Here is a 26,214-nt window from a genome sequence, read left to right as displayed (position 1 = left end):
GTCATTCAGGGGGTCGGGTCTTGGCGACGATGTTCGACAATCAGGCAATGGGCCGCAGCGGCGGCTTTGCGAAGCGGATCAGTAGCCATCTGGCGGCGGCGTTGGTGGTTTTCTGCCTGTTGCAGATTTTCATCGTTGCAAAGATGGGCGGATCGCTCGTCCTGCACCTGGGCGTCATCGTCGCGATCGGCGGCTATGCCATCGCCGCGCGCGGGCTGGAACGGCGCTGGCAGATGCTCGACCATAGCAGCCTGTCGCGCAGCGGCCTGGCGCTCCGCTTCCGCCGCGACGTCGTGCAACTCTGGGCCGCCAGCCTGATCGGCGCGGCGCTCTGGATTCCCGTCGCCATCATCTTCCGCGCCCTGTTCGGTTGAAGGCGTTCGGCTGAAGGCCGATCGGCGGGAGCCAATTGCCGTTCGCGTCGTTGTGATCCTTCGAACCAGGGAGGAACCAGCATGGCCGACATCACTATTTTCGATCGCCTGAAACAGGATCATGACGCGCATCGCCAGCTTTTCGAGAAGATGGCCAAGGCGGAAAGCGACGATCAGCTCGAAAAATTGTTCGCACAATTCGCCGTCGAAGTGACCGCCCATGCCGCCGCGGAGGAGGAAACGCTCTACGCCACCATGTTGTCCCGCCCGGACCTGCGCGAAGATGCGCAGCATAGCGTGTCCGAACATAAGGAAATCGACGATTATCTAGAAGAGCTGGACGGGCTGAAATTCAACGGCGAAGCCTGGCGCAAGAAATTTGCCGAGATGAAGAAGCGCTACCTCCATCATATCGAGGAGGAAGAGGAAGAGATGTTCCCGACCGCCGCCAAGGATCTGACGGCGGACGAAGAGAAAAAGCTCGGCGCGCTGTTTGCCAAGCGCAAGCCCGCCGAACTGGAACGCGCCCAGGCAGAGGATTAAGCGAGACACCATGCACCGCGTCGCCCTGACCGCGCCCGATGATATGGACGGTTGGCGGTCGGCGGCGCGGCGGCTGGCGATGGCGGGCGTCGATCCCGCCGATGTGGTGTGGCAGGTCGGGGACTCGCCGGGCGACCTGTTCGGCGACGCCCCGCTTCCCCCCGAAGACAAAAGCAGCGCCTTTTCCGTTCCGCGCAGCTTCGTCTCGCTGGCCGAGAGCGCAATCCTGCACAGCGGCCCAAGCCGCTTCGCCTTTCTCTACGCCTTGCTGTGCCGCGTGCGCGCGCGGCCGGGCACGATGGAGGACAGCGCCGACCCGATGCTGGCGCGGGTGCAGGCGCTCGCCAAGTCGGTGCGGCGCGACATTCACAAGATGCGCGCCTTCGTCCGCTTCCGCGAAATGGCGGATGCCGACGGCCCGCGCTTCGTCGCCTGGTTCGAGCCGGACCATCATATCGTGCGCGCCAATGCCGGTTTCTTCATGCGCCGCTTCGCCACGATGCACTGGTCGATCCTGACGCCCGACATCAGCATCCATTGGGACGGAACGACATTGCGCGAAGGCCCCGGCGCCAGCCGCGCCGACGCGCCGCAGGGCGACCCGGTCGAGGCGCTGTGGAAGGGCTATTATGCCGCGATCTTCAACCCCGCCCGGCTCAAGACCGGCGCGATGCTGTCGGAAATGCCCAAAAAATACTGGAAGAACCTGCCCGAAGCATCGCTCATCCCTGACCTGATCGCCGGAGCGCAACAGCGCGAGGCGGCGATGATCGCCACCGCCCCGACCCCGCCCAAGCGCGCAAGCAATGCCGCGACCGCCTGGGCCAGCCTGCGCGCCGAGGCCATGGCCTGCACCCGCTGTCCGCTCCATGAACCCGCCACGCAGACGGTGTTCGGCGAAGGCCCGCTGGCCGCGCCGCTGATGTTCATCGGCGAACAGCCGGGCGATCATGAGGATCTGGCCGGTCGTCCCTTTGTCGGTCCGGCCGGGCACTTGTTCGACGCGGCGCTGGCGCAGTCGGGCGTCGATCGTGCCCAGGCCTATGTCACCAATGCGGTCAAACATTTCAAATATGAACAGCGCGGCAAGCGGCGCATCCACCAGACCCCGGTGGCGGGCGAGGTCCAGGCCTGCCGCTGGTGGCTGGACCAGGAGCGCGCAATCCTGCGGCCGCGCATCATCGTCGCGCTGGGCGCGACCGCCGCGCGCGCGATGCTGGGCAAGGCAGTGACCATCAGCGGGACGCGCGGTGCCGCCATCCCGCTGGAAGACGGCGCGGAAGGCTGGGTGACGGTCCACCCCAGCTATTTGTTGCGCCTGCCCGACGAAGACCGGCGGGCGGAAGAGCAAGCGCGCTTCGTCGCCGACCTGGCGATGATCGGCGATCGGCTCCGCGCTCTGACCGCCGACTAAACCCTGTATTTTTGTGGGCCGCACGCCTAAAGGCCTTGCGCGAACGCTTCCGTCCGACCCGCAACCTAGAAAGCCCCGCCATGACCGACTATCCCATCAAGCGCGCCCTCCTGTCCGTGTCGGACAAAGCGGGGCTCATCGAATTGGGACAGGCGCTGGGCAAACATGGCGTCGAACTGGTCTCGACCGGCGGCACGGCCAAGGCGCTGCGCGACGCGGGCCTGACCGTCATGGATATTTCCGACCTGACCGGCTTCCCTGAAATGATGGACGGCCGCGTCAAGACGCTGCACCCCAAGGTCCATGGCGGCCTGCTCGCGGTGCGCGACAACCCGGCGCATGTCGCGTCGATGGACGCGCATGAAATCGGCGCAATCGACCTGGTCGTCGTCAACCTCTACCCCTTCGCCGCGACCGTGGCCAAGGGCGCAGAGCGCGACGAGATCATCGAGAATATCGACATTGGCGGCCCCTCGATGGTGCGTTCGGCGGCCAAGAATCATGAAAGCGTCGCGATCGTCACTGATCCGGCCGACTATGCCCGGCTGATCGCCGAAATGGACGAAAAGGGCGGCGCGACCAGCTATGATTTCCGCCGGATGTTGGCCGCCAAAGCCTATGCTGCAACCGCTGCCTATGATTCGATGATCGCCAGCTGGTTCGCCTTCGCCGACCAAGGCGTCACCTTCCCCGAAACGCTCGCCGTCGCCAGCACCCTTGGCACCACGCTGCGCTATGGCGAAAATCCGCACCAGTCGGCTGCCCTCTATCTGCCCACCAGCCCGTCGGCGAACGGCATTGCCCAAGCGACCCAGATCCAGGGCAAGGAACTGTCCTATAATAATTATAACGACGCCGACGCCGCGCTTGAGCTGGTCAGCGAATTTCGCAACGGCCCGCCGACCGTGGTGATCGTCAAGCATGCCAACCCGTGCGGGGTCGCCACCGGCGCGACCCTGATCGAAGCCTATGAGGCGGCACTGGCCTGCGACAGCGTGTCGGCCTTTGGCGGCATCATCGCGGTCAACCGCCCGCTCGATGGTCCCACCGCCGAAGCGATCAGCGGTATCTTCACCGAAGTCGTCGCCGCGCCCGATGCCGATGATGCCGCGCGCGCCATCTTCGCCAAGAAAAAGAATCTCCGCTTGCTGCTGACCGGCGACCTGCCCGATCCGGCGCGGACCGGCTTGCAAATCAAGAGCATAGCGGGCGGCCTGCTAGTGCAGAGCCGCGACAATGGCCAGGTGACGCGCGACGCGCTCAAGGTCGTGACCAAGCGCGAACCCACGGAGCAGGAACTGGCCGACTGCCTCTTCGCCTGGACCGTGGCCAAGCATGTGAAGTCCAACGCCATCGTCTATGCAAAGGGCGGCAGCACCGCGGGCGTCGGCGCGGGCCAGATGAACCGCCTCGAATCCGCGCGCATCGCCGCGTGGAAGGCGAAGGACGCGGCCGAAAAGGCGGGCTGGAGCGAGCCCCGCACGATCGGCTCGGCCGTAGCCTCCGACGCCTTCTTCCCCTTCGCCGATGGCCTGCTGGCCGCGGTTGAGGCCGGGGCGACCGCCGTCATCCAGCCGGGCGGATCGATCCGCGACGACGAAGTGATTGCCGCCGCTGATGAAGCAGGCCTCGCCATGGTCTTCACCGGCATGCGCCACTTCCGGCATTAATCGTTAAAAAGGCCGGTGCGGCACGAACGGGCCAAGCCTGTTCGCAAAGCTATGACACGGGTGCGAAGACATTCCCTTCGCACCCGCAAAATAACGGTTTTCCGCCATTTTTTGTCAACTGGCCCCTTTTCAAAGGCACTGGCGAGGCTTATTTACAGCGTGACCCTATTTCCACGCAGATGTGGGGCTGAAAAAAAACAAAATGTTCGACAGGAGAATAGGATGAACAAGAAGATGCTGGTGGCATTCGCCGCCACTATGGCCCTTGCGCTGCCCACTATGGCGAGCGCCGGCAGCAATGACATGGATGTGATCGTGGACGGCCATGCGGGCACCGAAACCCGCTCGATCGCCGTATCCGTGGCGGACCTCAACCTTGCCAAGAGCCGCGACATGCGTCGCGCCGATTCGCGCGTGACCCGTGCGGCCAAGCAGGTGTGCGGTTTCGTCAACGGCTCGATCCTGCCCGTGACCGACGATTATCGCACCTGCTTTGGCCAGGCCATGGACGGTGCGCGCAGCGACCTCAGCAATATGGCCCAGCGCCAGATCTGATTGCCGCTTGTCGCCCTCCCCCACGAAGGGGACTGCAGGGGGCCGTTCCGCATCAGCGGGGCGGCCCTTTGTCATGAGCAGCAGCGCATGGGCGCTTTGCTTACGCGCCATTAACCAGTCCTTAGAAGATTTCCTTCACTCCCGAAGCGACGAAAGACCATCGGGGGAATAGCCTGCCATGCTGCGTACCGACCAACATGTGGACGTCGCCATCATCGGCGCTGGCCCGGCCGGATTGACCGCTGCCTATCTGCTGACCAAGCAGGGCTATAGCGTGACGGTGATCGAAAAAGACCCCGTCTATGTCGGTGGCATCAGCCGTACGGTCGAACTGGACGGCTTCCGCTTCGACATTGGCGGGCATCGCTTCTTCTCCAAATCGCAGCAGGTGGTCGACCTGTGGAACGAGATATTGCCCGACGATTTCATCCAGCGTCCCCGGATGAGCCGCATCTATTATGAGGGCAAATTCTACAGCTATCCGCTGCGCGCGTTCGAAGCGCTGTGGAATCTGGGCGTCTGGCGTTCGACCCTGTGCATGGCGAGCTTCGCCAAGGCGCGGCTCTTCCCCAACCGCAACGTCCGCTCCTTTCAGGATTGGACCGTCAACGCCTTTGGCCACAAGCTCTTCTCGATCTTCTTCAAGACCTACACTGAAAAAGTGTGGGGCATGCCGTGCGACGAAATGTCGGCCGACTGGGCGGCGCAGCGGATCAAGGGTCTGTCGCTGTGGGGCGCGGTGGTGGATGGCCTCAAGCGCTCGCTTGGCTTCAACAAGAAGCCCAATGACGGCATGGCGACCAAGACGCTGCTCGAAACCTTCCGCTATCCACGCCTTGGCCCCGGCATGATGTGGGAAGCCGCGCGCGACCGCGTGGTCGAAGGCGGCAATCAGGTGCTGATGGCGCACAGTTTCAAGCGGCTGGAACAGGAACCGGGCAGCGACGGCTGGCGACTGGTGGCCGAAGGACCGCAGGACGATGTCGTGATCACCGCCGCCCATGTCATTTCCTCCGCGCCGATGCGCGAACTGGCCGCCCGCATCCACCCGCTGCCCGCGACGCTGCCCGAAGCGATGGACCTCAAATATCGCGACTTCCTGACTGTCGCCCTGATGGTGAAGGGGGAGGATATCTTCCCCGACAACTGGATCTACATCCATGACAGCAAGGTGCAGGTCGGCCGCATCCAGAATTTCCGCAGTTGGTCGCCCGAAATGGTGCCGGACCCGACGCTGGCCTGCGTCGGCCTTGAATATTTCTGTTTCGAAGGCGACGGCCTCTGGTCCTCGACCGACACCGATCTGATCGCGCTGGCGACGCGGGAAATGGCGCTGCTCGGCCTCTGCAACCCCGACGATGTCGTGGGCGGCGCGGTGGTGCGGCAGGAAAAGGCCTATCCCGTCTATGACGACGCCTATGCCGCCAATGTGTTGGCGATGCGGAGCGAACTCGAAGCGCGCTATCCCACGCTGCACATGGTCGGCCGCAACGGCATGCACCGCTATAATAATCAGGATCATGCGATGATGACGGCGATGCTGACCGTCCGCAACATCGTCGCGGGCGCGCGCGTCCATGACGTCTGGTCGGTCAATGAAGACGCCGAATATCATGAGGCAGGTGATGAGGGCCAGATTGATGGGATGGATGCCGATACGCAGGCGGCGCTCGGCAGTAGCCGCGCCGTGCCATCGCGGCTGAAGGCCGCCTGATCCGATGATCGACCGGCTGCGCGTGCTGGCCATGCTGGTCGTGCGCGCGACCTTTGCCCGCTATCTGCTCGCCAGTATCTGCGCGCTGGCGAGCGACATGGGGCTGTTTCTGGCGCTGGACCAAGGGGGTGTGCCGCCCTTGCTCGCGGCCTTTGGCGGCTATGCCGGGGGGCTACTGGTCCATTGGAGGATCAGCATCCGCTTCGTGTTCGACATCGGCACGGGACCGACCCATGCGCAGCGCGCGGGCTTTGTCGCGAGCGCACTGCTCGGCATGGGCCTGACCCTGTTCCTTGTCGGTGGTTTGAGCGCGCTTGGCCTCGCCCCGGCGCTTGCCAAGCTCGTTTCCATCCCGGTGAGTTTCCTCACCGTCTATGCGATCCGCACTTATGCTATCTTCGCCCGCGCCTGATCGTAACCGAGCGGCGCTCTTCGCGCTGCTGGGCTGGATGCTGTGTAGCGCGGTGATGCTATGGTTGTTCCGCGCCGATATCCCGACGCTGGCCTTCCGCGATGCTGACGATGCTATGCGGTTGGCGCAGATTCGTGACTGGGTCGGCGGACAGACCTTTTGGGACGTATCCCAGCATCGGGTGAACCCGCCGCTCGGTGGCCCGATGCACTGGTCGCGCATCGTCGACATGCCGATCATCGCGCTGATTCTGTTGTTCAAGCCGTTGCTTGGTGCCGCTTGCGCCGAAATACTGGCCTGTGCGATCGTGCCACTGCTGTTGCTAGGCGGCCTGACGGCCGCCGCATTTATCGCCGCGCGCCGGATCGCCGGGCCTATCGTTGCCTTGCTGAGCGTCGCCCTGTTGCTGACGACACCCAGCATATTGGTGCAATTCACCCCTTTGCGCATCGACCATCATGGCTGGCAGATTCTGCTGGCCGCGATCGCTTTGTGCGGCGCGACCGACGACAGGCCAGCGCGCGGCGGCATCGTTGCCACGCTGGCGATGGCGCTCTGGCTTCAGATTTCGAGTGAGAGCCTGCCCTATGTCGCGCTGTTTGGCGCGGCCTTCGCGCTGCGCCACTGGATCGCCCGCGATCAAGCGCCACGCTTCATCGCTTTCGCGCTCACCCTGGGCGGCGTCGCCCTCCCTTTGCTGGTGCTGTTGCGCGGGCCGAATGCCGCCATGGCCAGCCATTGCGACGCGCTATCCTATGTCTATGTCTGGCCGCTGGTCGCGCTCGCGATCGCCACACTTGCGGCTACCCGGCTGATCGATGCATCCACCGCAAATAGCCGCCTCGCTATCGCCCTGATCGGCGGCGGTGCGGCGCTGGCGACCTTTGCGCTGACGGGCGGCTCTTGTCTGTCGGGCGATCCGTTCGCGACGATCGGGCCACTGGCCCATAAGCTTTGGTATCTTCGGGTCATGGAAGGACGCCCAATCTGGGAGCAGCTTCTGACTATTCGCGGCTTGATCCTAATGCCAGCCCTGCTTGGTTTGGCGGCATCACTATCTGCGGCACGCGCAACGCAGGGCGAGGCGCGGATGCTCTGGCTGACGATCGCATCGCTATTACTGGGCGCGACGGGCGTTGCCATCTTGGTAATGCGGGCATTGTCGGTTGCTCATCTCTTCGCCTTGCCGGGCATCGCCTGGCTACTGACGGACCTCTTTCGGCGACTCCGGGCTTCAAGCCACGCATTTATACGTGTAGCAGGATCAGCCGCGCTGGCGCTGCTGACCCCGGTAGCAATGTCGATTATATGGGTAATTATCACTGCGCCTGCCGACCCGAATGAAGAGGCTGGCATAAATTGCGGCGCTAGCCAAATTTTGGCACCACTTAGGACGCTGCCCAGCACAACCCTGTTTGCGCCGCTGGATATCGGTCCTCCCATTCTCATACGTACTTCCCATGCCATTATTGGCACGGGTCATCATCGTAATACCGCTGGAATTACCACCGTTATCCAGGCTTTCGTAGACTCGCCGGACAAAGCTCGCGCCATCATCACAAGGACGCACGCAACCTATCTCGTCACCTGCAATGGCCTCAACGAACTGCGGCTCTACGCCAAAACCAACCCCGCTGGCCTCGCCGCCCTGCTGGCAAAGGGCGCACCGCCCGCCTGGCTCGAACCGCTCCCCGCCAGGGGACCGTTACGCCTCTACCGCATCAGGCCGGAATGAAACGCATCGCCACGCCGTTCATGCAATAGCGCTTGCCTGTCGGCCTTGGCCCATCATCGAACACATGGCCCAGATGCCCGCCACAACGCGCGCAATGAACCTCGGTGCGTGGATAGCCGAGATCAAAGTCGCGACTGGTGCCGACCGCCTTGGGCAACGGCGCGTAGAAGCTCGGCCAGCCGGTGCGGCTGTCAAACTTGGTTTTCGAGCTGAACAATTTTTGGTCGCACCCCGCACAGGCGAAAATGCCCGCGCGCTTTTCCTTATCCAGCGGACTGGTGAAGGGATGCTCCGTCGCCTGTTTGCGCAGCACATTATAGGCAAGCGGCGACAAGCGCTGGCGCCATTGCGCATCGGTCAGGGCAAAGGGATAGGCCGCTTCGGCTTCGGCTTCGCCCAGACCCAATCGCCAGAAACCCAAAGCCACCGCGCCGGTCGCCATGCCGGCAAGAAGATGTCGTCTGTTCATCGCGCGATTCTATCCGCCCTAGCCTGTCGAAGCCCTGAACAACTGTTTCCACCAGCGGCCGCCCGACTGCATCACATGGCGGCGGAACAGCAGCACGCCGACGCGGATGATCAACCCCACGAACAGCGCCTGCCAGACGATCGCCAGCAGATGCGGCCATAGCGCATCATCCTGCGCCGCGCGCGCGATCATGGTGAAGGGTGAGCTGAACGGGAAGATCGCTGCGGCAATTTCCGGTGCCTTGCCCATATGGTCGATCGCATAGCTGGCGAAGAAAAAGATCATCATCTGCCCCATGGTGACGGGCATATTGAGCGTCTGCACCTCGCGCACCGTCGCCGCCTGCGCGCCGATCCCCAGGAAGAGCGAGCCGAGCAGCGTATAGGCCATGGCGAAATAAATGACCGCCAGAGCCAGGAACACCGGCCAGCCGACCGCTGGCACCGGCACCGCCGCGCCATTGCCCCCCAACGCCAGGAAGATCGCAAAGGCCGTCCCACCCCAGAAGGCGATACCGACAAAGCTCATCGCCAGCATCGCCATCAGCTTGCCCAGGAAAATCGCGTCGATCGGCACGGCCGCTGCCAATATCTCGATGATCTTGTTGGTCTTTTCCTCGACCAGATTGGACAGGATCATCCCCGCCAGCAGGATCGTCAGGAAAAACATCACGATCTGCGCCACCCGGCCGATCTGCAACCGTCCCTGCGCCTGCGCGCCGTTGCTGGTGGCGACTTCCTCGCGCTGCACCTGCACCATGCGCAGCGTATTTTCCGCCTGCGCCGCACTGGCGATCAGGCTGAGGTCACCCTGCAGCCGGTCCAGATCCTCCGCCTTGCCAGTCAACACCGGCCGCGCGACCGTGCCCGACAGGATCGCCACCACCGCCGAATCCGCCCGCGCCAGTTGCACGCGCGGCGCAGGCGTCATCGGCACCCGCCGCACCCGCACCAGCGCCTGATCCCCCATCCGCTCGGTCAGCCGCCCATGCGCCCGCTCCAGCCGCGCCGCCTCGTTCGCGGGCATGGCAATGCCGACCACGGGGCGCAGGTCGGTGCTCGAAATCTTGTCGGTGAACCCGGCAAAGACCATGCCGATCAGGATCGGCAGCAACGGCCCGAGCAGGAACAGGATGAAGGTACGGGACAGGACGACAGCGGTGAAATCCCGCCGCGCGATCACCAAGGCAGCGCGCCACATTTCCCTCATGCCCCAACCTTCTTCATACTAAGGCCTCCCGCTCGGCATCATCGCGCATCTGCTGCGCCGCCGCCGCGCCCGCAATCGCCACAAACGCATCATGCAGCCCCGGCCGCTCGATCGACAGGCTCTCAATCCCCGCATCGCCGTCCAGCAAGGCGCGGAGCAACGGCTCGATCCCGCCATCGGGCAGCGCGAAATGCCACGCGCCCTCTTCCTGGGTCGCATCAGCGGGCAACGCCGCCCGCCACGCGCCTTCGCGCGCCCGCGTGCGCAACCGCACCTGGGCGCGCAACTGCGCGCGCGCATCGTCCACCGTGCCCTCGAACCGGATGCGCCCGCCCGCGACGATCGCGACCCGCTCGCACAAGCGTTCGGCATGGGCGATGACATGGGTCGAAAACAGCACGGTGACGCCCCGCTGCGCCTGTTCGCGGATCAGCCGCTCCAACTTCTCCTGGTTGATCGCATCCAGCCCCGAAAAGGGCTCGTCCAGCACGATCAGCCGCGGCTCGTGGATGATCGTGCCGAACAATTGCACCGTCTGCGCCATCCCCTTGGACAATTGCCGGATCGGCTTGTTGATCGCCGCGCCCATGCCATGCCCCTCCAGCATTTCGCGCGCCCGCACCCGCCCCTGCCGCAGCGGCAGCCCGCGCAGCGCGCCCATGAAGGCAATCGCCTCATAGGCCTTCATCGACGGATAAAGCCCGCGTTCCTCCGGCAGATAGCCGACCTGCCGCGCCATGCGCAGCGGCTGCTCCGCGCCCAGCAGGCTACGATGCCCCTCGTCGGGATCGATAATGCCGAGCAAGGTGCGCAACAGCGTCGTCTTGCCTGCGCCATTGGGGCCAAGCACGCCATAGATGGTGCCTGCAGGCACGGCGATGTCGACCCCATCGACCGCGCGGAAGCTGCCGAAAGTCTTGACAAGGCCATGGCCTTCCAGGGCATAGGCTGGAGCGGGAGCAAGGCCCGGAGTGTCGCCGTTCATGCCCTTGTGATAGTCTGGACCCGTGGCCGTGCAAACCGAAACCTTGGAAGAACGGCTAAAGGTGCAGGCCGCGCAACTGGGCTTTGCCATTTGCCGCATCGCGCCCGCCGATGCCGCCCCGCAAAGCGCCGAGCGGCTGCGCCAATGGCTCGACGCGGGCCATCATGGCGACATGCTATGGATGGAGGAGCGCGCCGAACAGCGTGGTTCGCCGCAGGGGCTGTGGCCGGACGTTCGCAGCGTCATCATGCTGGGCATGAGCTATGCGCCGGGGCGCGATCCGCTGGCGCTCGCCGATGTGCCAGACCGCGCGCGCATCTCGGTCTATGCGCAGGGCAAGGATTATCATGACGTCGTGAAGAAGGCGCTCAAGGCGCTGGCCCGCTGGCTGGTCGATCAACAGCCCGGCGCGCTCAAGGTCTTCGTGGATACAGCGCCGGTGATGGAAAAGCCGCTGGCGCAGGGCGCGGGGCTCGGCTGGCAGGGCAAGCATAGCAATCTCGTCAGCCGCGACCATGGCAGCTGGTTGTTCCTCGGCGCGATCTACACCGAGCTGACGCTGGCCCCCGACGGCGCGGAACGCGATCATTGCGGCAGTTGCACCGCCTGCCTGACCGCCTGTCCCACAGACGCCTTCCCCTCCCCCTATGTCGTCGATGCGCGCCGCTGCATCTCCTATCTGACGATCGAACATAAAGGGCCGATCCCGCACGACCTGCGCGCCGGCATGGGCAATCGCATCTATGGCTGCGATGATTGTCTGGCCGTCTGCCCCTGGAACAAATTTGCCGACGCTGCGGCCGCCAACCGCGCCTTCCTCGGCCGCGCTGAACTCGCCGCGCCTGAACTCGCCGACCTGCTGGCGCTAGGCGATGCCGACTTCCGCGAACTCTTCTCCGGCTCCCCCATCAAACGCATCGGCCGCAACCGCCTGGTCCGCAACGCGGCCATCGCGGCGGGCAATAGCGGGGACGCGCGGTTGCTGGCGCGGCTGGAGGCGTTGGTCGGGGATGACGATCCGGTGGTGGCGGAAGCGGCGACATGGGCAATCGGAAAACTATCGAGCGCCGCCCCCCTTGGCCCTCTCCCGCCTTCGCGGGAGAGGCTACGAAGACTTGGCAGCCTGCTGCCTTAGTCGCAGTCGGTGAGGGTCTTTCTGTCTTTCTGAGGACGCACCAGGCCGGAAGTAAGCCCCTCCTTCACCCCCCTCCCGTGAAGGCGGGAGAGGGCTACGGGCAGACAAAGCGCAACGCCGCCTTTAGCCTAAAATCCTCCCCTGTAAGGGGAGGGGGACCACGAAGTGGTGGAGGGGTGCCACCCCATCGATAGGGCAACACCCCTCCGTCTGGCCTGCGGCCAGCCACCTCCCCTGCCAGGGGAGGATGACTAAGAGCGACCATTTCCTGCCGTTGCCTGATTTCTCCGAAAGCCCTGAAACCGGACTACTGACGCTTAGAAATCATCGATTCAAACATGGCCGCCGGCATAAGTTTTACATGAACGGCTCCTTGATCCCCTACGCCATCCCGTACCACATTCCGGGGAGCCTGGAGCGAAATGAGCATGTAGCCATCCGGTGCTTTTGAAACGAAAAGCATGTCAATGTCTGAGCCAGGAATGGTGTTTTCGTGGACAACCTGAAATCCACCAGCCTTCAGAAGCGTGGCAACCTTGGTGCGAACTTCCACCGTCTGCTTTGTGTTGGCCAACACGACATGGCAGGCTCCCGGACTGTCTCCGACGCCGATAAAAACTTCATCCGGCTGCGCCTTCAATCGAAACCATGTAGGAACTCGATTGAAATGGGCCTTAACCGTTGGAGGGATTTCCAATGCAATTTCGAGGAGAAGGTTCGCCGCAGTCTCACGCGTAGGCGGCTTCCCTCGCGCGGCTTGAAAGCAAACATCGGGGATGACGTTAAAAAACCGCGTGGCAAGGTCGGCGGTGCCCGCTGCCTGCGCCTGCAAAGGGCTAGCCACTATGAGTCCCATAATACCCAGCATTGCTATCCGGCGCATACACATGTCTCCCTTATGGAAGCCCCTAACCAATTCTGTTTAATTTTCTTTGAAGCTAAGGTTCTGCTTTTAGGCTAATTTGATCCATACCAGACATTCCGCCCACCCCTTCCCATCCTCCCAGAACAAAGTCTATCCGAGCGGGTGCGCTCCAAATCCTATTCCCCTTTCAATGTAGGATTTCCTCTGATCTATCCTTATCGATGGACCCGCACGCCCTCCGCGCCAGCCGCCCCCTGCCAATACCCCCCAAATCGTCGCGCGCCTGTGACCCACCTGTCTCGTCCCCGTCGCGTGGGTGGCGCGTAGCTGTGACCTTGCAGGTGCTTCGCTGTCGCGTCGGCGGTACGTCGCCATGGCTATTGCGCCCAAAAGCCCAGCAAAACCCACGCCTGCAACGGCGTGAACTTCAACCCTGTGACCCTGATGGCCGATTATTTCACCCGCAGCGCCGTCGCGCAGGCGGCCGGATCGACGTCCGATCCTGTTGGCGTTCGGGCGTCCACATGCGTCACCACCGGCTCTTTTCCCCGCGCGGGCGAATAAAGATAGGCGTCGAGCACGCAGCGGCCATTGGCGAACTGCAGCTTGCGCACCGTGGTTTCGCGAATGTCGAGCCGGGGCGTGCCGAACATCCGGGTCAGCGCACCCGCATCCGACCCCATCAGCGGGCCTTGCTTGGCAAAGGCGCTGGCGGGCGGACCGGCGGGAGCGGGCGTGCCGGTGCGCGGGACCACCGTGCCCGCACCACAGGCGGCAAGCGGCAGCGACAGCAGCGCCGCCAGCGCGGGACGCAGGGATGTCATGCGGATTTCCTTTGGCCATGCAGCATATGCACCGCCATAGCCGCGCTCCAGATCGGTGCAAGCAGGTTGGCCAGCGGCACCAGGAAGGCGATCGCCGACAACAGCCCCATCAGCCAGCGGCTGCCCCGTCCGATCGGCGGCAGCGCGGGATGACGCGGCTCGACCATATCGGCCATGTCGCGCCCCAGCAGATAGGCATTGAGCGCCAGGAACAGGGCGATCGTTCCCACCCCGGTCACCAGCAGCAACAAATAGGCGGGCAGCGCCAGCAGGTTCCACCCCAGCGTGCGGCGGAGCGACGCCAGCGCATAGCGTCCGCTCCGCGCCCAGCCGACCGGCCGCGCCGTAGCGGCAGCATCGGGATAGGATTGGCGCTCGACCGCCTCGATGATGTCGTCGGCAAACAGGCCCATCACCGCCATCGCCGTCGCCCGGAACAACAGCCAGCCGAGCGCCACCACCGCCAGCGCGGTCGCCGTCGCTTCGGCCAAACCGCCCCCACCCCAGCCATAATGGAGCCGCAGCGCATGAAAGCCCGCCCATATGCCGCCGCCCAGCGCGACGAAGATCAGCAGCGTCAGCGCCAGCGTCTTGAACAGCAGACGCAACGCCGCACCATGGAAGAGGGAGGGAAAAGCGCGCAGCGCAGCGGTCAGGATCATGGAGCCGACTATCCGCGCCCCGGCCATCGCCGTCAATCGCCCCGTCCTGTCGCCCCCCCCATGTGCACCGGTTGCACCGCGCGGGCCGCGCCTATAGAGACGGCGGGATTTTGATTTCTCTTTTCGCCCAAGGAATTTGCGTGACCTCTCCCGCCCCCACATTGGATGTCGTTGCGATCGGCAACGCCATCGTCGACGTTCTGGCCCGTAGCGATGACGCCTTCCTCGCCGAACATGCGCTGACCAAGGGCGGCATGCAGTTGATCGACGCCGACATGGCGGAAAGCCTCTATGCCGATATGGGACAGGCCAAGGAAATCAGCGGCGGATCGGCCGCCAACACGCTGGCGGGCCTTGCCGCGCTTGGTAAAAACTGCGGTTTCATCGGCCAGGTGAATAGCGATCAGCTGGGCGATGTGTTCGCCCACGACGTCCGCGCGCTCGGCATCCGGTTCGACACGCCCGCCGCCACCGGCGATATCCCGACCGCGCGCTGCCTGATCCTGGTGACGCCCGACGCGCAGCGGACGATGAACACCTTTCTGGGTGCCTCGCAATTCCTGCCCGAAGCCGCGCTCGACCTCGACCTTATCCGCTCGGCCGGCATCCTCTATCTCGAAGGTTATCTCTGGGACCCCGAACAGCCACGCGCCGCAATGCGCGCCGCGATCGACGCCGCACGCGGCGCGGGGCGCAAGGTCGCCTTCACCCTGTCCGACAATTTCGTGATCGACCGCCACCGCGCCGACTTCCTCGACCTGATCGACAATGGCCAGATCGACATCCTCTTCTCGAACGAGGGCGAAATCCAGTCGCTCGCCGCCGTCGAGGGCTTCGACAAGGCATTGGCCCTATTCGCCGACAAGGTGCCGGTGCTGGTCTCGACCCGCAGTGAAAAGGGCGCAGTCGCGATCGTCGATGGCATCCGTTACGAAGCGCCCGCCGCGCCTGTGACCGAAATCATCGACACCACCGGCGCGGGCGACCTGTTCGCCGCCGGCTTCCTCGCCGCCCATATCGACGGGCGCGGGGTCGAAGACTGCCTGGCGCTGGGTGCTGCCGCCGCGGCCGAAGTCATCTCCCACTGGGGCGCTCGCCCCGAAGCCGATCTCGGCATCATCCGCGACAAGCTCTTCGCCTGATCGAACGGAAAAGCGGAGGGGTGTTGCCCCTCCGTCCGTTCAGTCTACCTTCTTCTTCCGAAACAGCGCCCGGTCTTCGGAGCCAAAGCCCCAGCGCCAGATGACGAAGCCATAAGCGCCCAAAATCGCCCAGATGCCGACCGCCAGCTCGACCCATTCGAACCGCGGCGGTAGGGCGACGAAGCCCGCCCCGACCAGGCTGGCAACCGCCGCCGCGCTCAGCAGCGACCAGCGCCAGGCATTGATCGGCGCACCCAGCAAGCGCGACAGCAACCGCGCCTTGACGAACGCCCCGATGCCCAGCGACAGGCACAGCGCCAGCGCCGGTGCCGCCGCCACCCACATCGGCGGCAATTCTATCGCGCGCGCACCCAGGATCAGCGCGAAACTGAACGCCGCCTGGCACCCGATCATGCCCAGCGAGATCATCAGATTGCGGTGCCGGGCAATATAGACCAGCGCCGATTCGCTGACGACCGCCGTCGCCGCGATCACTTCGGCCAGCAGCAGGAAGCCCAGCGCCCCGGTGCCCGCGACGAAATTGGGACCAACCAGGCCCATGACCGCTTCGCCCGGAATGGCGAGCGCCAGCGCAATCCCCGCCTGCGCCGCGATGATCCAGAAACCCACCTGGCTCACCTGCCGCGCAATGCCGACAAGGTTGTTTTCGGCCAGGTTGCGGGTGATGACCGGCCCAAGGATCGGGTCGAAACTGGTCTTGAGCTTTTGCGGCAGCGACGCGACCTGCTGCGCGACATAATAGACGCCGATCACCGCCGGGCTGACGAACAGGCCCAATATCGCCATGTCCAACCGGCGCGATCCCCATTCGACGCCATCTGCCGCAGCCAGGGGCAGGTTGCGCCGAGCCATCCGCCACAGCCGCGGAAAATCAGGCCGCCAGCCCGTCGGCATGCCATAATGGCGCACCATCGGGATCAGCGAGGCGATCAACGCCGCGGTCATCGCCATGGCATAGGCCATGATCAGGCCGTCCCGCCGGGAGTAGAAGGAAAAGGCAAAGACCGCGATGCTGATCGTCCACGGCTCGATGATCGCCCGTGCCCGCACCGTCGCGCCGACATCGAACCGATAGGCGCAGGCCGCCAGCGCCACGTCCGACCCGGCAACCGCGATCACGATCAAGGCCAGCAACCGGTCAAGCCCATTGATGCCGCTATTGGGGAACATCGCTTGCGGAAAAACGAGCAGCAACCCCGCACCCAGCAGCGACGCCGTCAGCGTCAGCACCATCGCATCGGTCACGACATGATTATGCGGCCGTTCGGTCTGGCTGAGCGCGCCCGCCAGGCCGCGCTTCAGCCCCAGCGTGGCAAGCTGCGCGACGAATTCCACCACCAGCACCGCATAGGCGAAGCGGCCCAGCGCTTCGGCACCATAGACGCGCCCGGCGATGAACAGGAAGGGCAGCCGCGCCGCGAGCCGCAGCAGGAAGCCGAAGATATTGGTCCGCCCGCCCTTGGCCAGGGCGGCGATATCATCCTGATCGCTCTGCGCGACGGCAGCGGGCGATAGGGACGGACCCGTGGGATTATCTGTAGACAAATGGATGCTGCGGCGCGGCGGCTATTCGGGACGCAACGGACGCGCGAGCAGCGCGTCGATGACCTGAGCGAGCGGCACGGCGTCGGCCAGCAGCGCGCACACCGCATCCACCACCGGCATTTCGACCCCTGCCGCGTGCGCCGCGGCGCGCAACACTGGTGCGGTGAACGCGCCTTCGGCCACGGTGCGGCGGTTGGCGAGCAGGTCGGCGGCGGCCTGTCCCTCGCCCAGCCCCTTGCCCAGCGAAAAGTTACGCGAATTGGTGGAGGAGCAGGTGAGGACGAGATCGCCCAGTCCCGACAGCCCGCCCAGCGTCTCCGCCCGCGCGCCGCGCGCCAGGCCAAAGCGCGTCATTTCGGCAAAACCGCGACTGATGAGCGCCGCCCGCGCGTTGAGGCCCAGCCCCGCGCCATCGGCCACGCCACAGGCGATCGCCAGCACATTCTTGACCGCCCCGCCAATCTCCGCGCCGATCACATCGTCGGACAGATAGGGGCGGAAAGCCGGTCGGGCGATCCGTTCAGCCAGCCGCTGCCCAAGCACCGCATCCTCGCAGGCCAGCGTAATCGCGGTCGGTAAGCCGCGCGCCACTTCATGCGCAAAGGTCGGGCCGGACAGGACGGCGATGGGCGACCGGGGCTGCGCCTGTTGCGCGACTTCCGACATCAGCAGGCTGGTGCCCGCCTCGATCCCCTTGGAACAGAGCAGCAGCGGGACGCCTGCGGGTGCCTGCGCCACGACGCTGCGCAGATGCTGGGCGGGGCTGACCACCAGCAACAGATCGCAATCGGCCATGTCGGCCATCGCGCGGGTCGCGGCGATCGAAGGCGAGAGCGGGATGCCAGGCAGATAGAGCGGATTTTCCTGCGCCCCATTGACCGCGTCGACCACCTCGGCCTCCAGCGCCCATAGCCGCACCGCCTGTCCATCGGCGGCCAGCAATTGCGCCAGCGCCGTGCCCCAGGCTCCTGCTCCGATGACGCCCGCCTTCATGCCTTCACTCCCGCTCCGCGCGCCTTTTCCGCCGCCGGGTCGAGCGGCCAGCGCGGCCGGGCGGGGAAGGTCAGATCATCGACCAGCCCCACGGCATAGCGCTCTGCCCCGGCCCAGGCGATCATCGCCGCATTGTCGGTGCAAAGCCAGAGCGGCGGCGCGACGAAGGGCAGGTCATGCTCCGCCGCCAGCGCTTCGAGCGCGCCGCGAATCGCCTGGTTGGCGGCGACGCCCCCGGCGACGACCAGCGCCGTCACGCTTTCGCCCGACCCCAGCGCGCGGCGGGTGCGGTCGATCAGGCAGTCGATCACCGCCTGCTGAAAGCTCGCGGCAATATCCTGCGTCGAATAGTGCCCGGATTGGACCGCGCGCATCACTGCGCTTTTAAGACCTGCGAAGGAAAAATGCGGCTCGGCCGTGCCGACCAGGGGGCGGGGCAGCGGCACCGCCTTGGCATTGCCCTGCGCCGCCGCCTTTTCGACCAGCGGCCCGCCGGGATAGCCCAGCCCCAACAGCTTGGCGGTCTTGTCGAACGCTTCGCCCGCCGCATCGTCGATCGTCGTCGCCAGCCGGGCATAATCACCCGGCCCGCGCACGAGCAAAATCTGGCAATGGCCGCCCGACACCAGCAGCAGCATGTACGGAAATTGCAGCGTCGGATCGGCGAGGCGCGGCGAGAGTGCGTGGCCCTCCAGATGGTTGACCGCGATCAGGGGCTTGCCCGCCGCATGGGCCAGCGCCTTGCCCGTCACCAGCCCCACCATCACGCCGCCGATCAGCCCCGGCCCGGCGGTCGCGGCGATCACATCGACATCGGCCAAGGTCATTTCCGCATCCGCCAGCGCCGCCGCGATCAGGGGCGTGAGCGCCTCGACATGCGCGCGCGCCGCGATTTCGGGCACGACCCCGCCATAGGGGCGATGCGCCTCCTCCTGCGTCGCCAGGCGATGGGCCAATATCCGCCCGTCGGCCGTCACCAGCGCCGCTGCGGTTTCATCGCAGCTCGATTCCAGGCCAAGGATGATTGTCATTGCCGCTTCCATCTAAAGCCCGTGGTCATTAGAGCAAGCCGCATATGTATTTGTCCGATCGACCGTTGCGCCTTGGCACCAGAGGCTCCCCGCTTGCGCTGGCCCAGGCGCACATGACCGCCCATGCGCTTATCACCGCCCATGGCTGGGGGGAGGATGCGATCGAGATCGTCACCGTCCAGACCAGCGGCGACCGGATCCAGGACCAAGCGCTTGCCGATATTGGCGGCAAGGCGCTGTGGACCAAGGAACTGGAACGCGCATTGGTCGCGCAGGAGATCGACTTCGCCGTCCACAGCATGAAGGATGTCGAAACCATCCGCCCCGCCATCTTCCAGATCGCCGCGATGCTGCCGCGCGCCGATGTGCGGGACAAACTGGTGGGGGTGGACAGTTTCGACGCGCTGCCCGCCAATCCGGTCGTCGGCACCAGTTCGCCGCGCCGCGCCGCGCAGGTCATGCGGCTGCGCCCCGACGCTACCATCACCTTGTTTCGCGGCAATGTCGCCACCCGCCTCGCCAAGTTGGCGGCGGGGGAAGTCCATGCCACGCTGCTGGCGGCGGCGGGCCTAGACCGGCTCGACCAGAGCGATGTCGGCGTGACCATCCCGATCGACACGATGCTGCCCGCCCCGTCGCAGGGCGCGGTGGGGATCGAAGCGCTGGCCGACAATGCGCCACTGCTCGAAGTGCTGGCCGTTATCAGCGATGTCGACACGACCGATGCCGTGGCCGCCGAGCGTGCGGTGTTGAAGGCGCTGGGTGGCACCTGCCATTCGCCGATCGCCGCGCTGGCGGTGGTAGATGGCGATGGGCTATATCTGCGCGCCGAGATCATCAGCCCCGACGGGCAGGAAACGGTGGCCCAGGAAACATGGCTGGCGCGCGGCGACGATGTGGTGGCGCAGGCAATCGGCCGCGCGCTGCTGGAGCAGGCCAGCCCGGCGCTGCGGGCCTTGTTCGAAGGGTGAGGGTTCGAGGGGCGAGACGGCTCATCATCCTGCGCCCCGAACCGGCGGCGGGCAGGACGGCGGACAAAGCCGCGCGCCTGGGCTTCGACGTGCTGTGCCATCCGCTGTTCGCGCCGTTGCCGCTTGATTGGGCCGCGCCCCCGGCCGACGGATTCGACGCGCTGCTGCTGACCAGTGCCAATACGGTGCGGCTCGCCGGAGCGCGACTGGCCGCGTATCGCGCGCTCCCGACCTATGCTGTCGGCGCGGCGACGGCGGCGGCGTTGCAGGAAGCGGGCTTTGTCGACGTGACCTGTGGCGAGGGCGACGCCAGCGCCATTGCCGCCCGGATCGGGGCGGATGGTCATCGCACTGTCCTGCATCTGGCGGGCACCATGGTCGCGCCGATGGAGGCCGGGCCGCTGCGCCTCACCCGGATCGCGGTCTATACGATGACCAGCCTGCCGCCCGACCCGGCGCTGCTGCGTGACGCCACACCCGGCGCTATCCTGCTCATCCATTCGCCGCGTGCAGGCGAGCGGCTGGCCGAACGCATCCCGCTCGACCAGCGGAGCGCGCTGCATATCGTAGCGATCAGCCATGCCGCGCTGGCCACTTGCGGCAGCGGCTGGGCCAGCCTTTCCGCGCCGCACCAGCCGGTCGATGACGACATGCTGGCCCTCGCCCTTTCTTTGTGCGAATGACAGGACAATGACAGGCGAAAGGGTCAGCATGCACGACGCGGACGGCGATAGGAGTATCCCCGTAACCCCGCCCCCTGCCCGTCGGCGCAGCACCCTGCCGCTGGTGACATTGATGCTGCTCGCCTTCCTGATCGGCGTCGCGCTGACCGCCTGGGCCTGGCCACAGATTCAGAAGCGCTGGAACGGACAGTCGGCCCGACCCGTCGCCGTCGTGCCGCAGGTCGGCACCCCATCCCCGACCGTAGCGCCGGGCGCGCTGACCGCCAGCAGCGCGCAGATGCTCGACGCGCGGGTCGCGGCGCTCGACGAACGATTGACCCGCATTACGGTCGAGGCGCAGGCCGCATCGGGCAATGCCGCCCGTGCCGAAGGGCTGCTGATCGCCTTTGCCGCGCGCCGCGCGCTCGATAATGGCGGGCCGCTCGGCTATATCGAGGCGCAGTTGCGCTCCCGTTTCGGCCAGGCCCAGCCGCGCGCCGTCGCCACCATCATCAATGCCGCGCGCGAACCGGTGACGCTGGCCGATTTGCGTGTCGGCCTCACTGACCTGAGCGATCGATTGACCACGCCGCCGGTGGAAAGCGACTGGTGGGATGCCATCGCCCATGAAGCGCGCGAATTGGTGACGATTCGCAAGGCTTCGACTCCCTCCCCCCGGCCCCAGGCCGCGCTGGAGCGGGCCGTGCGCTATCTCGACGGCGGGCGGGTGAGCGCGGCGCTGGCCGAAGTGGAGCGGATGCCCGGCCGCGCCGCCGCCGATCGCTGGCTGCAATTTGCGCGCCGCTATCTGGAGGCCCGGCGCGCGCTGGACCTCATCGAAACCGCCGCGATCCTGGAACCGCGCCCTTTGCAGGCCGTTGATCCCGCGCCCGTCACCCCGGTCACTCCAACGCCCTGAACCATAACAGCGACGAACCGTTCGTCTCATAAGACGAAACCAATAGACGCGCGCAGTGTTTGTCACGATAACGTCATCTTTGCCCGAATGGGCCTGGGATTCTTGTTTTCGTGCCACCTTACGCTCAAACCGTCAGCAGTTTTTGGAAAGATCGTTTCGCATCGGGGCCAGCCGCGCCGGTGCGGCCGTCCTTGTCGCATCTGCTCGGCAACCTGTCGCTTCCCCGTGACCTTGCCCGGACCCAGGCGCAGGCGGACGCGCTGGCGCAGCAGATCAAGGGCGATGGTCGTTCCATATTGCTGATCCCCGGCTTGCTCGCGTCCGAACGGCGGATGGACGCCATGCGGCAGATTTTGACCGCAGCGGGCTATGCCGCGCATGACTGGGCGATGGGCCGCAATTATGGGCCGAAACCCGGCAGCCTCGACCAGATCGACCGCCGTGTCGATGCCATTCGGCGTGCAGGCGGCGGGCCGGTGACGCTCGTCGGCTGGAGCCTCGGCGGCCTGTATGCGCGCGAATATGCCAAATATGCGACGCACAAGGTCGGCGGCGTGGTGACGCTGGGCACGCCCTTTTCCGGTGACCCGCGCGCCAATCATGCCTGGCGGCTCTATCAGCTCGTATCAGGCTTCCCGGTCGATAAACCGCCCTTCCCCTGCACCCGCGAAGTCAAACCGCCGGTGCCCACGGTCGCATTATGGTCGCAGCGCGATGGCGTGATCCTGCCCGAATGCGCCAAGGGCCGTAGCGGCGAACGCGACAAGGCGATCGAGGTCGATTGTACCCATATGGGCTTTGCCGCCGCGCCCGAAGGCATATTGGGCGTCGCCAAGGCGCTGGAGTCGATGCGCGCATAAGGCGTCCAGACGTCGCGGCGCGACGGCAGGGTCACAGGGCGCAAGTTCACACCGTTGTAGGATACGCTTTTCCGTCTCTTTTTGCGGGAATAGTGGCGTGCAAGTGCTGCCGACGCACCGGCCACGCTCCACCGACGCGCCTGTAAAGTCACGGTGACGCGCCACCCACGCGACGGGAACGCGACAGGTGGGTCACAAGGATGTGAGGGGTTGGCGATTGCCCGTTGGAGGGCGCGGGCGCGAAGAATGTGCTGGTCCATCGACAAGGATAGATCAGAGGAAATCCTATTTTGGAAGGGGAATAGGATTGGGCGCGCGCATCAGATCAGATAGGTTTCGCATTAAATGGGTCGTTTGCGGAATATCGGGTTTCGAACAGGCATAGGCCGATAGTGGAGATGCTATGGTGACGGAAAACCATGCTTTCGGGTTTCCGGGGCATTTTTACCATCCGGCAGTATTTCTCGGACAAGTGAGTAGGATGAAGGGCCGCGCAATCTGGAGAATGGCGCGATTAATGGGTATTTTCATCGCTTCCTGACGCCTATCATGTGATTGCCGGTAGCCGTTAGACTTCCTCTATGTGCCGCGAATACGCAAAATGCGGTTGCCAGCCACGCACGCCGGAGGCTTGGAGGGCGTTCCATAGTGCGTCGCTAATCAGGGTGGTCTGAGCGCCATTATATCGCCACTCAGACCAAATCGCGCGGGATCGAGCTTCCTTCGCCTTCACAAGCAAACGACGCTCGCCCGGAGCGTCGATGAACCACCGATCGCTAGGCGGCTTCGCCCATTGCACATTCGACCGCTCAATATCGACTACTTCGGCGCGGGTGCAGACGTTCAGCAGCCAGCGTTTATCGGGATGAACGCTGCTGTCGGGCTGTAGCATCTGATAGGGCAGATACTGATGCACATTTGGCTCAATCGCTTCGATCATGTCGATAACGCGTTGTGAAATTGCGTAGGTTGTAAAGCTGGTGCTGACAATATCGACCAAATCGCCCTGTTGTTCTTTAAATTGGTCGACAAAAGGCCGGTCGGGGATTTGCCAAGGCCAGCCATCGAGCATTCGCGGAACGTCGCTCGAACCAAACCAAGGATAGCCGGGGGAATTGCGATCACGCGGCCCCGCCAAGTAACGAGCTTCAATGTCTTGTGCCAGTTGAGCGCCGATCGCGCGGAATCGCTCATGCTCGGATGCAATACGCTCGACTTCCGGTGTCCAATCCGTTCCGGTGTCGCGATCCTTGTATTCCGTCGAGAAAAACCAAGCCATCAATGCCCTCCATCTTCGGCAGAGAGCAGAATATTCTTAAGATATGGCCTCGCTGATCGCATATGCCCGAAAATCAGGTGAAATCCGCTCATTCATTCGGGGTTTCCGCTTGATCCGTGATGCCAGCGATCGGCGGCCACTGGCGGCGCGCATGGAGCAAGCGCAGGATGCGCACCAGATCGTCGGCGACATCGTAAACCAGGATATAGTTGCGATGCACCACTAGCTCGTATGTCCCTGTCACACGGCCTGGGCGTGCGATTGCGGGATGGTTGACCAGATTGCGCGCTTTCTTCGTGAACAATGCATCCAGCGTCAGGGCGGCCGCTGGATTTTCCTTGGCGATGTAGGTGCGTATGTGCCGCCGGTCTTGGCCTGCCTCAAGCGTCCAGGCGAGCTTCACGCCCTGCCAGCCATCCTAGCCCGCGTCTCGTTCCGCCATGCCTCCGCTTCCTGTTCGACGTCGTCGTCAGAGACCAGACGTCCGGCATTGGCCGAATCCAGCCCGACCTGCACCTGCTCCCGGAACCATGCGTCATGGTCAGCCGCTCGGCGTTCGCCCGCCACATAGTCGCGCATGAAATCGCGGATGAGTTGTGCTCCGGTGCGATCATGCGCCTTCGCCGCGTCGGCAAAGGCGCTTTTAAGGGTATCATCGACCCGGAAGGTAAAGGTGGACTCGCCCATGCCGCCATCTCCATGTGTTACAAGGTTAGTACATGGTAACACAACTCCCGTTGTAGGGGAGGATTTTATATCTGCATCCCAACGCCCCTCAGGGCTGGAGGCGGCGCAGCGCTTCGTCCTGGCCGATCAGCGGCAGCAGCAGGCTCATGTCCGGGCCGTGATCGAGGCCCGTCAGCGCGCGGCGCAGGGGGAGGAAGAGGGTCTTGCCCTTGCGGCCGGTTTCGCCCTTGAGCGCCTCCGTCAGCGTGCGCCAGATGGCCGCGTCGAAGGGCAGCTCGGCCAGCAGGCGGTGCGCGGCGATCAGGAAGGCCTGGTCTTCGGAGTCCGGCGCGGGGGCATCGACGGGGCCGGTGACGATCCGCCACCAGTCGGCTGCGCCCGCCACCGTCTCCAGATTGGGGCGGATCGCGTCCCATGCCGGGGCGTCCATGCCGTCGGGTAGCCGCGCGGCGACCGCGTCATAGGGCAGGAGATGCACGATCTTCTGGTTCAACCCCGCCAGTTCTGCCTCATCGAAGCGCGCGGGCGCGCGGCCGAAATGGGTGAAATCGAAGCTGTCGATCAGCGGTGCCATGTCGGCGAACGGCTCGACCGACTGGCTGCTGCCGAGCCGCGCCAGCAGCGATGCGATCGCCATGGGCTCCAGCCCCAGTTCGCGGAAATGGGCGACGCCCAGCGACCCCAGCCGCTTGGACAGTTTGCCCTCCGCCCCGGTCAGCAGCGCCTCATGCGCGAAGGCGGGAAGCGGTGCGCCGAGCGCGGCGAACATCTGGATCTGGGTCGCGGTGTTGGACACATGATCTTCGCCGCGCAGGACGTGGGTGACGCCCATGTCGATGTCATCGATCACCGACGGGAGCATATAAAGCCAACTGCCATCGGCGCGGCGGATCACTGGATCGGACAGTAATTTGGGGTCGAACCGCTGTTCGCCGCGGATGAGGTCGGTCCAGACGATCGGCTGCTCATGGTCCAGCTTGAAGCGCCAATGCGGGCGGCGGCCCTCGGCGTCATAGGCGGCGATCTGGTCCGGCGTCAGGCTCAGCGCGCCGCGATCATAGACCGGCGGCAACCCGCGCCCCAACAGCACCTTGCGCCGCAATTCCAGTTCCTGCTGCGTTTCATAGGCCGGATAGACCTGGCCCGCCGCGCGCAGCGCTTCGAACCGGCTTTCATACAGCGCGAACCGTTCGGACTGTTTGGCCTCCGCGTCCCAGCTCAGGCCGAGCCATTGCAGGTCGGCGCGGATCGCATCGGCATATTCGGGGCGCGAGCGTTCGAGGTCGGTATCGTCCAGCCGCAGCAGGAATTGCCCGCCGGACTTTTGCGCGAACAGCCAGTTGTGGAGCGCGGCGCGGATATTGCCGACATGGAGATGGCCGGTGGGGGACGGCGCGAAACGGGTGATGACGGTCATGGATATCTGGTCCTAACCCGTTCGTGCTGAGTAGGGGCTGAGCGAAGTCGAAGCCCCGTATCGAAGCATCCTTCGATACGCCATTTCGACAAGCTCAATGGCTACTCAGGACGAACGGACT

General features: G+C 64.8%; 27 protein-coding genes. 14 read left to right on the top strand and 13 right to left on the bottom strand.

Going from position 1 to position 26,214, the window contains the following annotated elements:
* The first annotated feature begins 29 nt into the window (after positions 1–29).
* The 8 genes from BSY17_RS13035 (at position 30) to BSY17_RS13000 (ending at position 8,417) form a co-directional block, all read left to right on the top strand.
* Complete coding sequence (locus BSY17_RS13035; protein ID WP_409593663.1) at positions 30–374, top strand: hypothetical protein; 345 nt, start codon at positions 30–32, stop codon at positions 372–374.
* Between the two features lie 81 nt (positions 375–455).
* Positions 456–917: a hemerythrin domain-containing protein gene (locus BSY17_RS13030; protein ID WP_069065826.1), complete on the top strand. Its 462-nt coding sequence runs from the start codon at positions 456–458 to the stop codon at positions 915–917.
* 10 nt (positions 918–927) lie between these two features.
* The gene (locus tag BSY17_RS13025) at positions 928–2,331 is read left to right on the top strand and encodes a UdgX family uracil-DNA binding protein (protein ID WP_069065825.1); all 1,404 of its coding nucleotides are present in this window, start codon (positions 928–930) and stop codon (positions 2,329–2,331) included.
* Positions 2,332–2,411: 80 nt separating this feature from the next.
* On the top strand, positions 2,412–4,001 hold the full coding sequence (gene purH, locus BSY17_RS13020) for a bifunctional phosphoribosylaminoimidazolecarboxamide formyltransferase/IMP cyclohydrolase (protein ID WP_069065824.1): 1,590 nt from the start codon (positions 2,412–2,414) through the stop codon (positions 3,999–4,001).
* 222 nt (positions 4,002–4,223) lie between these two features.
* On the top strand, positions 4,224–4,556 hold the full coding sequence (locus BSY17_RS13015) for a UrcA family protein (protein ID WP_037473749.1): 333 nt from the start codon (positions 4,224–4,226) through the stop codon (positions 4,554–4,556).
* A 178-nt stretch (positions 4,557–4,734) separates the two neighbouring features.
* Positions 4,735–6,270, top strand: a complete 1,536-nt coding sequence (locus tag BSY17_RS13010; protein ID WP_069065823.1) for an NAD(P)/FAD-dependent oxidoreductase — start codon at positions 4,735–4,737, stop codon at positions 6,268–6,270.
* Between the two features lie 4 nt (positions 6,271–6,274).
* Entirely contained in the window at positions 6,275–6,682 is a 408-nt protein-coding gene (locus tag BSY17_RS13005) for a GtrA family protein (RefSeq protein ID WP_069065822.1), read from the top strand.
* The gene (locus BSY17_RS13000; protein WP_069065821.1) at positions 6,660–8,417 is read left to right on the top strand and encodes a hypothetical protein; all 1,758 of its coding nucleotides are present in this window, start codon (positions 6,660–6,662) and stop codon (positions 8,415–8,417) included. The genes BSY17_RS13005 and BSY17_RS13000 overlap by 23 nt, the downstream gene beginning before the upstream one ends.
* On the opposite strand, the gene msrB is transcribed toward BSY17_RS13000, so the two are convergent.
* Genes msrB through BSY17_RS12985 form a run of 3 tightly spaced genes read right to left on the bottom strand, consistent with a single transcriptional unit; the run spans position 8,404 to position 11,080 of the window.
* Positions 8,404–8,886, bottom strand: a complete 483-nt coding sequence (msrB, locus tag BSY17_RS12995; protein ID WP_069065820.1) for a peptide-methionine (R)-S-oxide reductase MsrB — start codon at positions 8,884–8,886, stop codon at positions 8,404–8,406. The two genes, BSY17_RS13000 and msrB, sit on opposite strands and share 14 nt — an antisense overlap.
* 18 nt (positions 8,887–8,904) lie before the next feature.
* Positions 8,905–10,095 carry an ABC transporter permease gene (locus BSY17_RS12990; protein ID WP_069065819.1) on the bottom strand — a complete coding sequence of 397 codons (1,191 nt, stop codon included), beginning with the start codon at positions 10,093–10,095 and terminating at the stop codon, positions 8,905–8,907.
* Positions 10,096–10,108: 13 nt separating this feature from the next.
* Positions 10,109–11,080: an ABC transporter ATP-binding protein gene (locus BSY17_RS12985; protein ID WP_069065818.1), complete on the bottom strand. Its 972-nt coding sequence runs from the start codon at positions 11,078–11,080 to the stop codon at positions 10,109–10,111.
* A gap of 43 nt (positions 11,081–11,123) precedes the next feature.
* Between BSY17_RS12985 and queG the strand changes: the two genes are divergently transcribed.
* Complete coding sequence (gene queG, locus BSY17_RS12980; RefSeq protein WP_083217203.1) at positions 11,124–12,215, top strand: tRNA epoxyqueuosine(34) reductase QueG; 1,092 nt, start codon at positions 11,124–11,126, stop codon at positions 12,213–12,215.
* A gap of 307 nt (positions 12,216–12,522) precedes the next feature.
* Here the strand turns inward: queG and BSY17_RS12975 are convergent, their stop codons facing one another.
* The 3 genes from BSY17_RS12975 to BSY17_RS12965 all read right to left on the bottom strand — a co-directional run bounded on the left by BSY17_RS12975 (position 12,523) and on the right by BSY17_RS12965 (position 14,566).
* On the bottom strand, positions 12,523–13,098 hold the full coding sequence (locus BSY17_RS12975) for a hypothetical protein (protein WP_150125791.1): 576 nt from the start codon (positions 13,096–13,098) through the stop codon (positions 12,523–12,525).
* 434 nt (positions 13,099–13,532) lie between these two features.
* A complete protein-coding gene (locus tag BSY17_RS12970) occupies positions 13,533–13,904 on the bottom strand; it encodes a hypothetical protein (RefSeq protein WP_069065816.1) in 372 nt (123 codons plus the stop codon).
* Positions 13,901–14,566, bottom strand: a complete 666-nt coding sequence (locus BSY17_RS12965) for an EI24 domain-containing protein (RefSeq protein ID WP_069066962.1) — start codon at positions 14,564–14,566, stop codon at positions 13,901–13,903. The genes BSY17_RS12970 and BSY17_RS12965 overlap by 4 nt, the downstream gene beginning before the upstream one ends.
* 140 nt (positions 14,567–14,706) lie before the next feature.
* On the opposite strand from BSY17_RS12965, the gene BSY17_RS12960 reads away from it, so the two are divergent.
* Complete coding sequence (locus BSY17_RS12960; RefSeq protein WP_069065815.1) at positions 14,707–15,708, top strand: adenosine kinase; 1,002 nt, start codon at positions 14,707–14,709, stop codon at positions 15,706–15,708.
* Positions 15,709–15,747: 39 nt separating this feature from the next.
* Here BSY17_RS12960 and BSY17_RS12955 read toward each other — a convergent pair whose 3' ends face one another.
* The 3 genes from BSY17_RS12955 to tsaD are packed head-to-tail and all read right to left on the bottom strand — an operon-like array spanning position 15,748 to position 19,298.
* A complete protein-coding gene (locus tag BSY17_RS12955) occupies positions 15,748–17,274 on the bottom strand; it encodes a lipopolysaccharide biosynthesis protein (RefSeq protein WP_069065814.1) in 1,527 nt (508 codons plus the stop codon).
* Between the two features lie 21 nt (positions 17,275–17,295).
* Entirely contained in the window at positions 17,296–18,267 is a 972-nt protein-coding gene (locus BSY17_RS12950; protein WP_069065813.1) for an NAD(P)H-dependent glycerol-3-phosphate dehydrogenase, read from the bottom strand.
* Entirely contained in the window at positions 18,264–19,298 is a 1,035-nt protein-coding gene (gene tsaD, locus BSY17_RS12945) for a tRNA (adenosine(37)-N6)-threonylcarbamoyltransferase complex transferase subunit TsaD (RefSeq protein ID WP_069065812.1), read from the bottom strand. The genes BSY17_RS12950 and tsaD overlap by 4 nt, the downstream gene beginning before the upstream one ends.
* A gap of 44 nt (positions 19,299–19,342) precedes the next feature.
* On the opposite strand from tsaD, the gene hemC reads away from it, so the two are divergent.
* From hemC to BSY17_RS12925, 4 genes are all read left to right on the top strand, one after another.
* Positions 19,343–20,269: a hydroxymethylbilane synthase gene (gene hemC, locus BSY17_RS12940; RefSeq protein WP_069065811.1), complete on the top strand. Its 927-nt coding sequence runs from the start codon at positions 19,343–19,345 to the stop codon at positions 20,267–20,269.
* A complete protein-coding gene (locus BSY17_RS12935) occupies positions 20,266–20,952 on the top strand; it encodes a uroporphyrinogen-III synthase (protein WP_069065810.1) in 687 nt (228 codons plus the stop codon). The genes hemC and BSY17_RS12935 overlap by 4 nt, the downstream gene beginning before the upstream one ends.
* Positions 20,953–20,980: 28 nt before the next feature.
* Positions 20,981–21,850 (top strand): hypothetical protein, encoded by an 870-nt coding sequence (locus BSY17_RS12930; RefSeq protein WP_069066961.1) that lies wholly within the window; start codon positions 20,981–20,983, stop codon positions 21,848–21,850.
* Between the two features lie 110 nt (positions 21,851–21,960).
* Positions 21,961–22,710 carry an esterase/lipase family protein gene (locus BSY17_RS12925; RefSeq protein ID WP_069065809.1) on the top strand — a complete coding sequence of 250 codons (750 nt, stop codon included), beginning with the start codon at positions 21,961–21,963 and terminating at the stop codon, positions 22,708–22,710.
* Positions 22,711–23,278: 568 nt separating this feature from the next.
* Here the strand turns inward: BSY17_RS12925 and BSY17_RS12920 are convergent.
* The 4 genes from BSY17_RS12920 to gltX form a co-directional block, all read right to left on the bottom strand.
* A complete protein-coding gene (locus BSY17_RS12920) occupies positions 23,279–23,989 on the bottom strand; it encodes an imm11 family protein (RefSeq protein WP_069065808.1) in 711 nt (236 codons plus the stop codon).
* 88 nt (positions 23,990–24,077) lie between these two features.
* Complete coding sequence (locus BSY17_RS12915; RefSeq protein ID WP_069065807.1) at positions 24,078–24,392, bottom strand: type II toxin-antitoxin system RelE/ParE family toxin; 315 nt, start codon at positions 24,390–24,392, stop codon at positions 24,078–24,080.
* Positions 24,389–24,676, bottom strand: coding sequence for a CopG family ribbon-helix-helix protein (locus BSY17_RS12910; protein WP_069065806.1), 288 nt, complete (start codon positions 24,674–24,676; stop codon positions 24,389–24,391). Before BSY17_RS12910 ends, BSY17_RS12915 begins: the two co-directional genes overlap by 4 nt.
* 88 nt (positions 24,677–24,764) lie before the next feature.
* On the bottom strand, positions 24,765–26,093 hold the full coding sequence (gene gltX / locus BSY17_RS12905) for a glutamate--tRNA ligase (RefSeq protein WP_069065805.1): 1,329 nt from the start codon (positions 26,091–26,093) through the stop codon (positions 24,765–24,767).
* Positions 26,094–26,214: the final 121 nt, after the last annotated feature.

The organism is Sphingobium sp. RAC03, assembly GCF_001713415.1.
GTDB lineage: Bacteria > Pseudomonadota > Alphaproteobacteria > Sphingomonadales > Sphingomonadaceae > Sphingobium.
Note: the sequence above shows the minus strand (reverse complement) of the source record. Positions and strands in the feature narration are given on the sequence as shown.

Excerpts from the sequence above, each read along its gene's own strand:
- BSY17_RS12910 (WP_069065806.1), bottom strand. The coding sequence starts at position 24,676 with ATGGGCGAGTCCACCTTTACCTTCCGGGTCGATGATACCCTTAAAAGC.
- BSY17_RS13005 (WP_069065822.1), top strand. The coding sequence starts at position 6,275 with ATGATCGACCGGCTGCGCGTGCTGGCCATGCTGGTCGTGCGCGCGACC.
- BSY17_RS13010 (WP_069065823.1), top strand. The coding sequence starts at position 4,735 with ATGCTGCGTACCGACCAACATGTGGACGTCGCCATCATCGGCGCTGGC.
- BSY17_RS12965 (WP_069066962.1), bottom strand. The coding sequence starts at position 14,566 with ATGATCCTGACCGCTGCGCTGCGCGCTTTTCCCTCCCTCTTCCATGGT.
- BSY17_RS13025 (WP_069065825.1), top strand. The coding sequence starts at position 928 with ATGCACCGCGTCGCCCTGACCGCGCCCGATGATATGGACGGTTGGCGG.
- tsaD (WP_069065812.1), bottom strand. The coding sequence starts at position 19,298 with ATGACAATCATCCTTGGCCTGGAATCGAGCTGCGATGAAACCGCAGCG.
- BSY17_RS12920 (WP_069065808.1), bottom strand. The coding sequence starts at position 23,989 with ATGGCTTGGTTTTTCTCGACGGAATACAAGGATCGCGACACCGGAACG.
- BSY17_RS13000 (WP_069065821.1), top strand. The coding sequence starts at position 6,660 with ATGCTATCTTCGCCCGCGCCTGATCGTAACCGAGCGGCGCTCTTCGCG.
- msrB (WP_069065820.1), bottom strand. The coding sequence starts at position 8,886 with ATGAACAGACGACATCTTCTTGCCGGCATGGCGACCGGCGCGGTGGCT.
- BSY17_RS12970 (WP_069065816.1), bottom strand. The coding sequence starts at position 13,904 with ATGACATCCCTGCGTCCCGCGCTGGCGGCGCTGCTGTCGCTGCCGCTT.
- BSY17_RS12930 (WP_069066961.1), top strand. The coding sequence starts at position 20,981 with ATGCACGACGCGGACGGCGATAGGAGTATCCCCGTAACCCCGCCCCCT.
- gltX (WP_069065805.1), bottom strand. The coding sequence starts at position 26,093 with ATGACCGTCATCACCCGTTTCGCGCCGTCCCCCACCGGCCATCTCCAT.
- BSY17_RS12950 (WP_069065813.1), bottom strand. The coding sequence starts at position 18,267 with ATGAAGGCGGGCGTCATCGGAGCAGGAGCCTGGGGCACGGCGCTGGCG.
- BSY17_RS12985 (WP_069065818.1), bottom strand. The coding sequence starts at position 11,080 with ATGAACGGCGACACTCCGGGCCTTGCTCCCGCTCCAGCCTATGCCCTG.
- BSY17_RS13015 (WP_037473749.1), top strand. The coding sequence starts at position 4,224 with ATGAACAAGAAGATGCTGGTGGCATTCGCCGCCACTATGGCCCTTGCG.
- BSY17_RS12990 (WP_069065819.1), bottom strand. The coding sequence starts at position 10,095 with ATGAGGGAAATGTGGCGCGCTGCCTTGGTGATCGCGCGGCGGGATTTC.
- BSY17_RS13030 (WP_069065826.1), top strand. The coding sequence starts at position 456 with ATGGCCGACATCACTATTTTCGATCGCCTGAAACAGGATCATGACGCG.
- hemC (WP_069065811.1), top strand. The coding sequence starts at position 19,343 with ATGTATTTGTCCGATCGACCGTTGCGCCTTGGCACCAGAGGCTCCCCG.
- purH (WP_069065824.1), top strand. The coding sequence starts at position 2,412 with ATGACCGACTATCCCATCAAGCGCGCCCTCCTGTCCGTGTCGGACAAA.
- BSY17_RS13035 (WP_409593663.1), top strand. The coding sequence starts at position 30 with ATGTTCGACAATCAGGCAATGGGCCGCAGCGGCGGCTTTGCGAAGCGG.
- BSY17_RS12975 (WP_150125791.1), bottom strand. The coding sequence starts at position 13,098 with ATGCGCCGGATAGCAATGCTGGGTATTATGGGACTCATAGTGGCTAGC.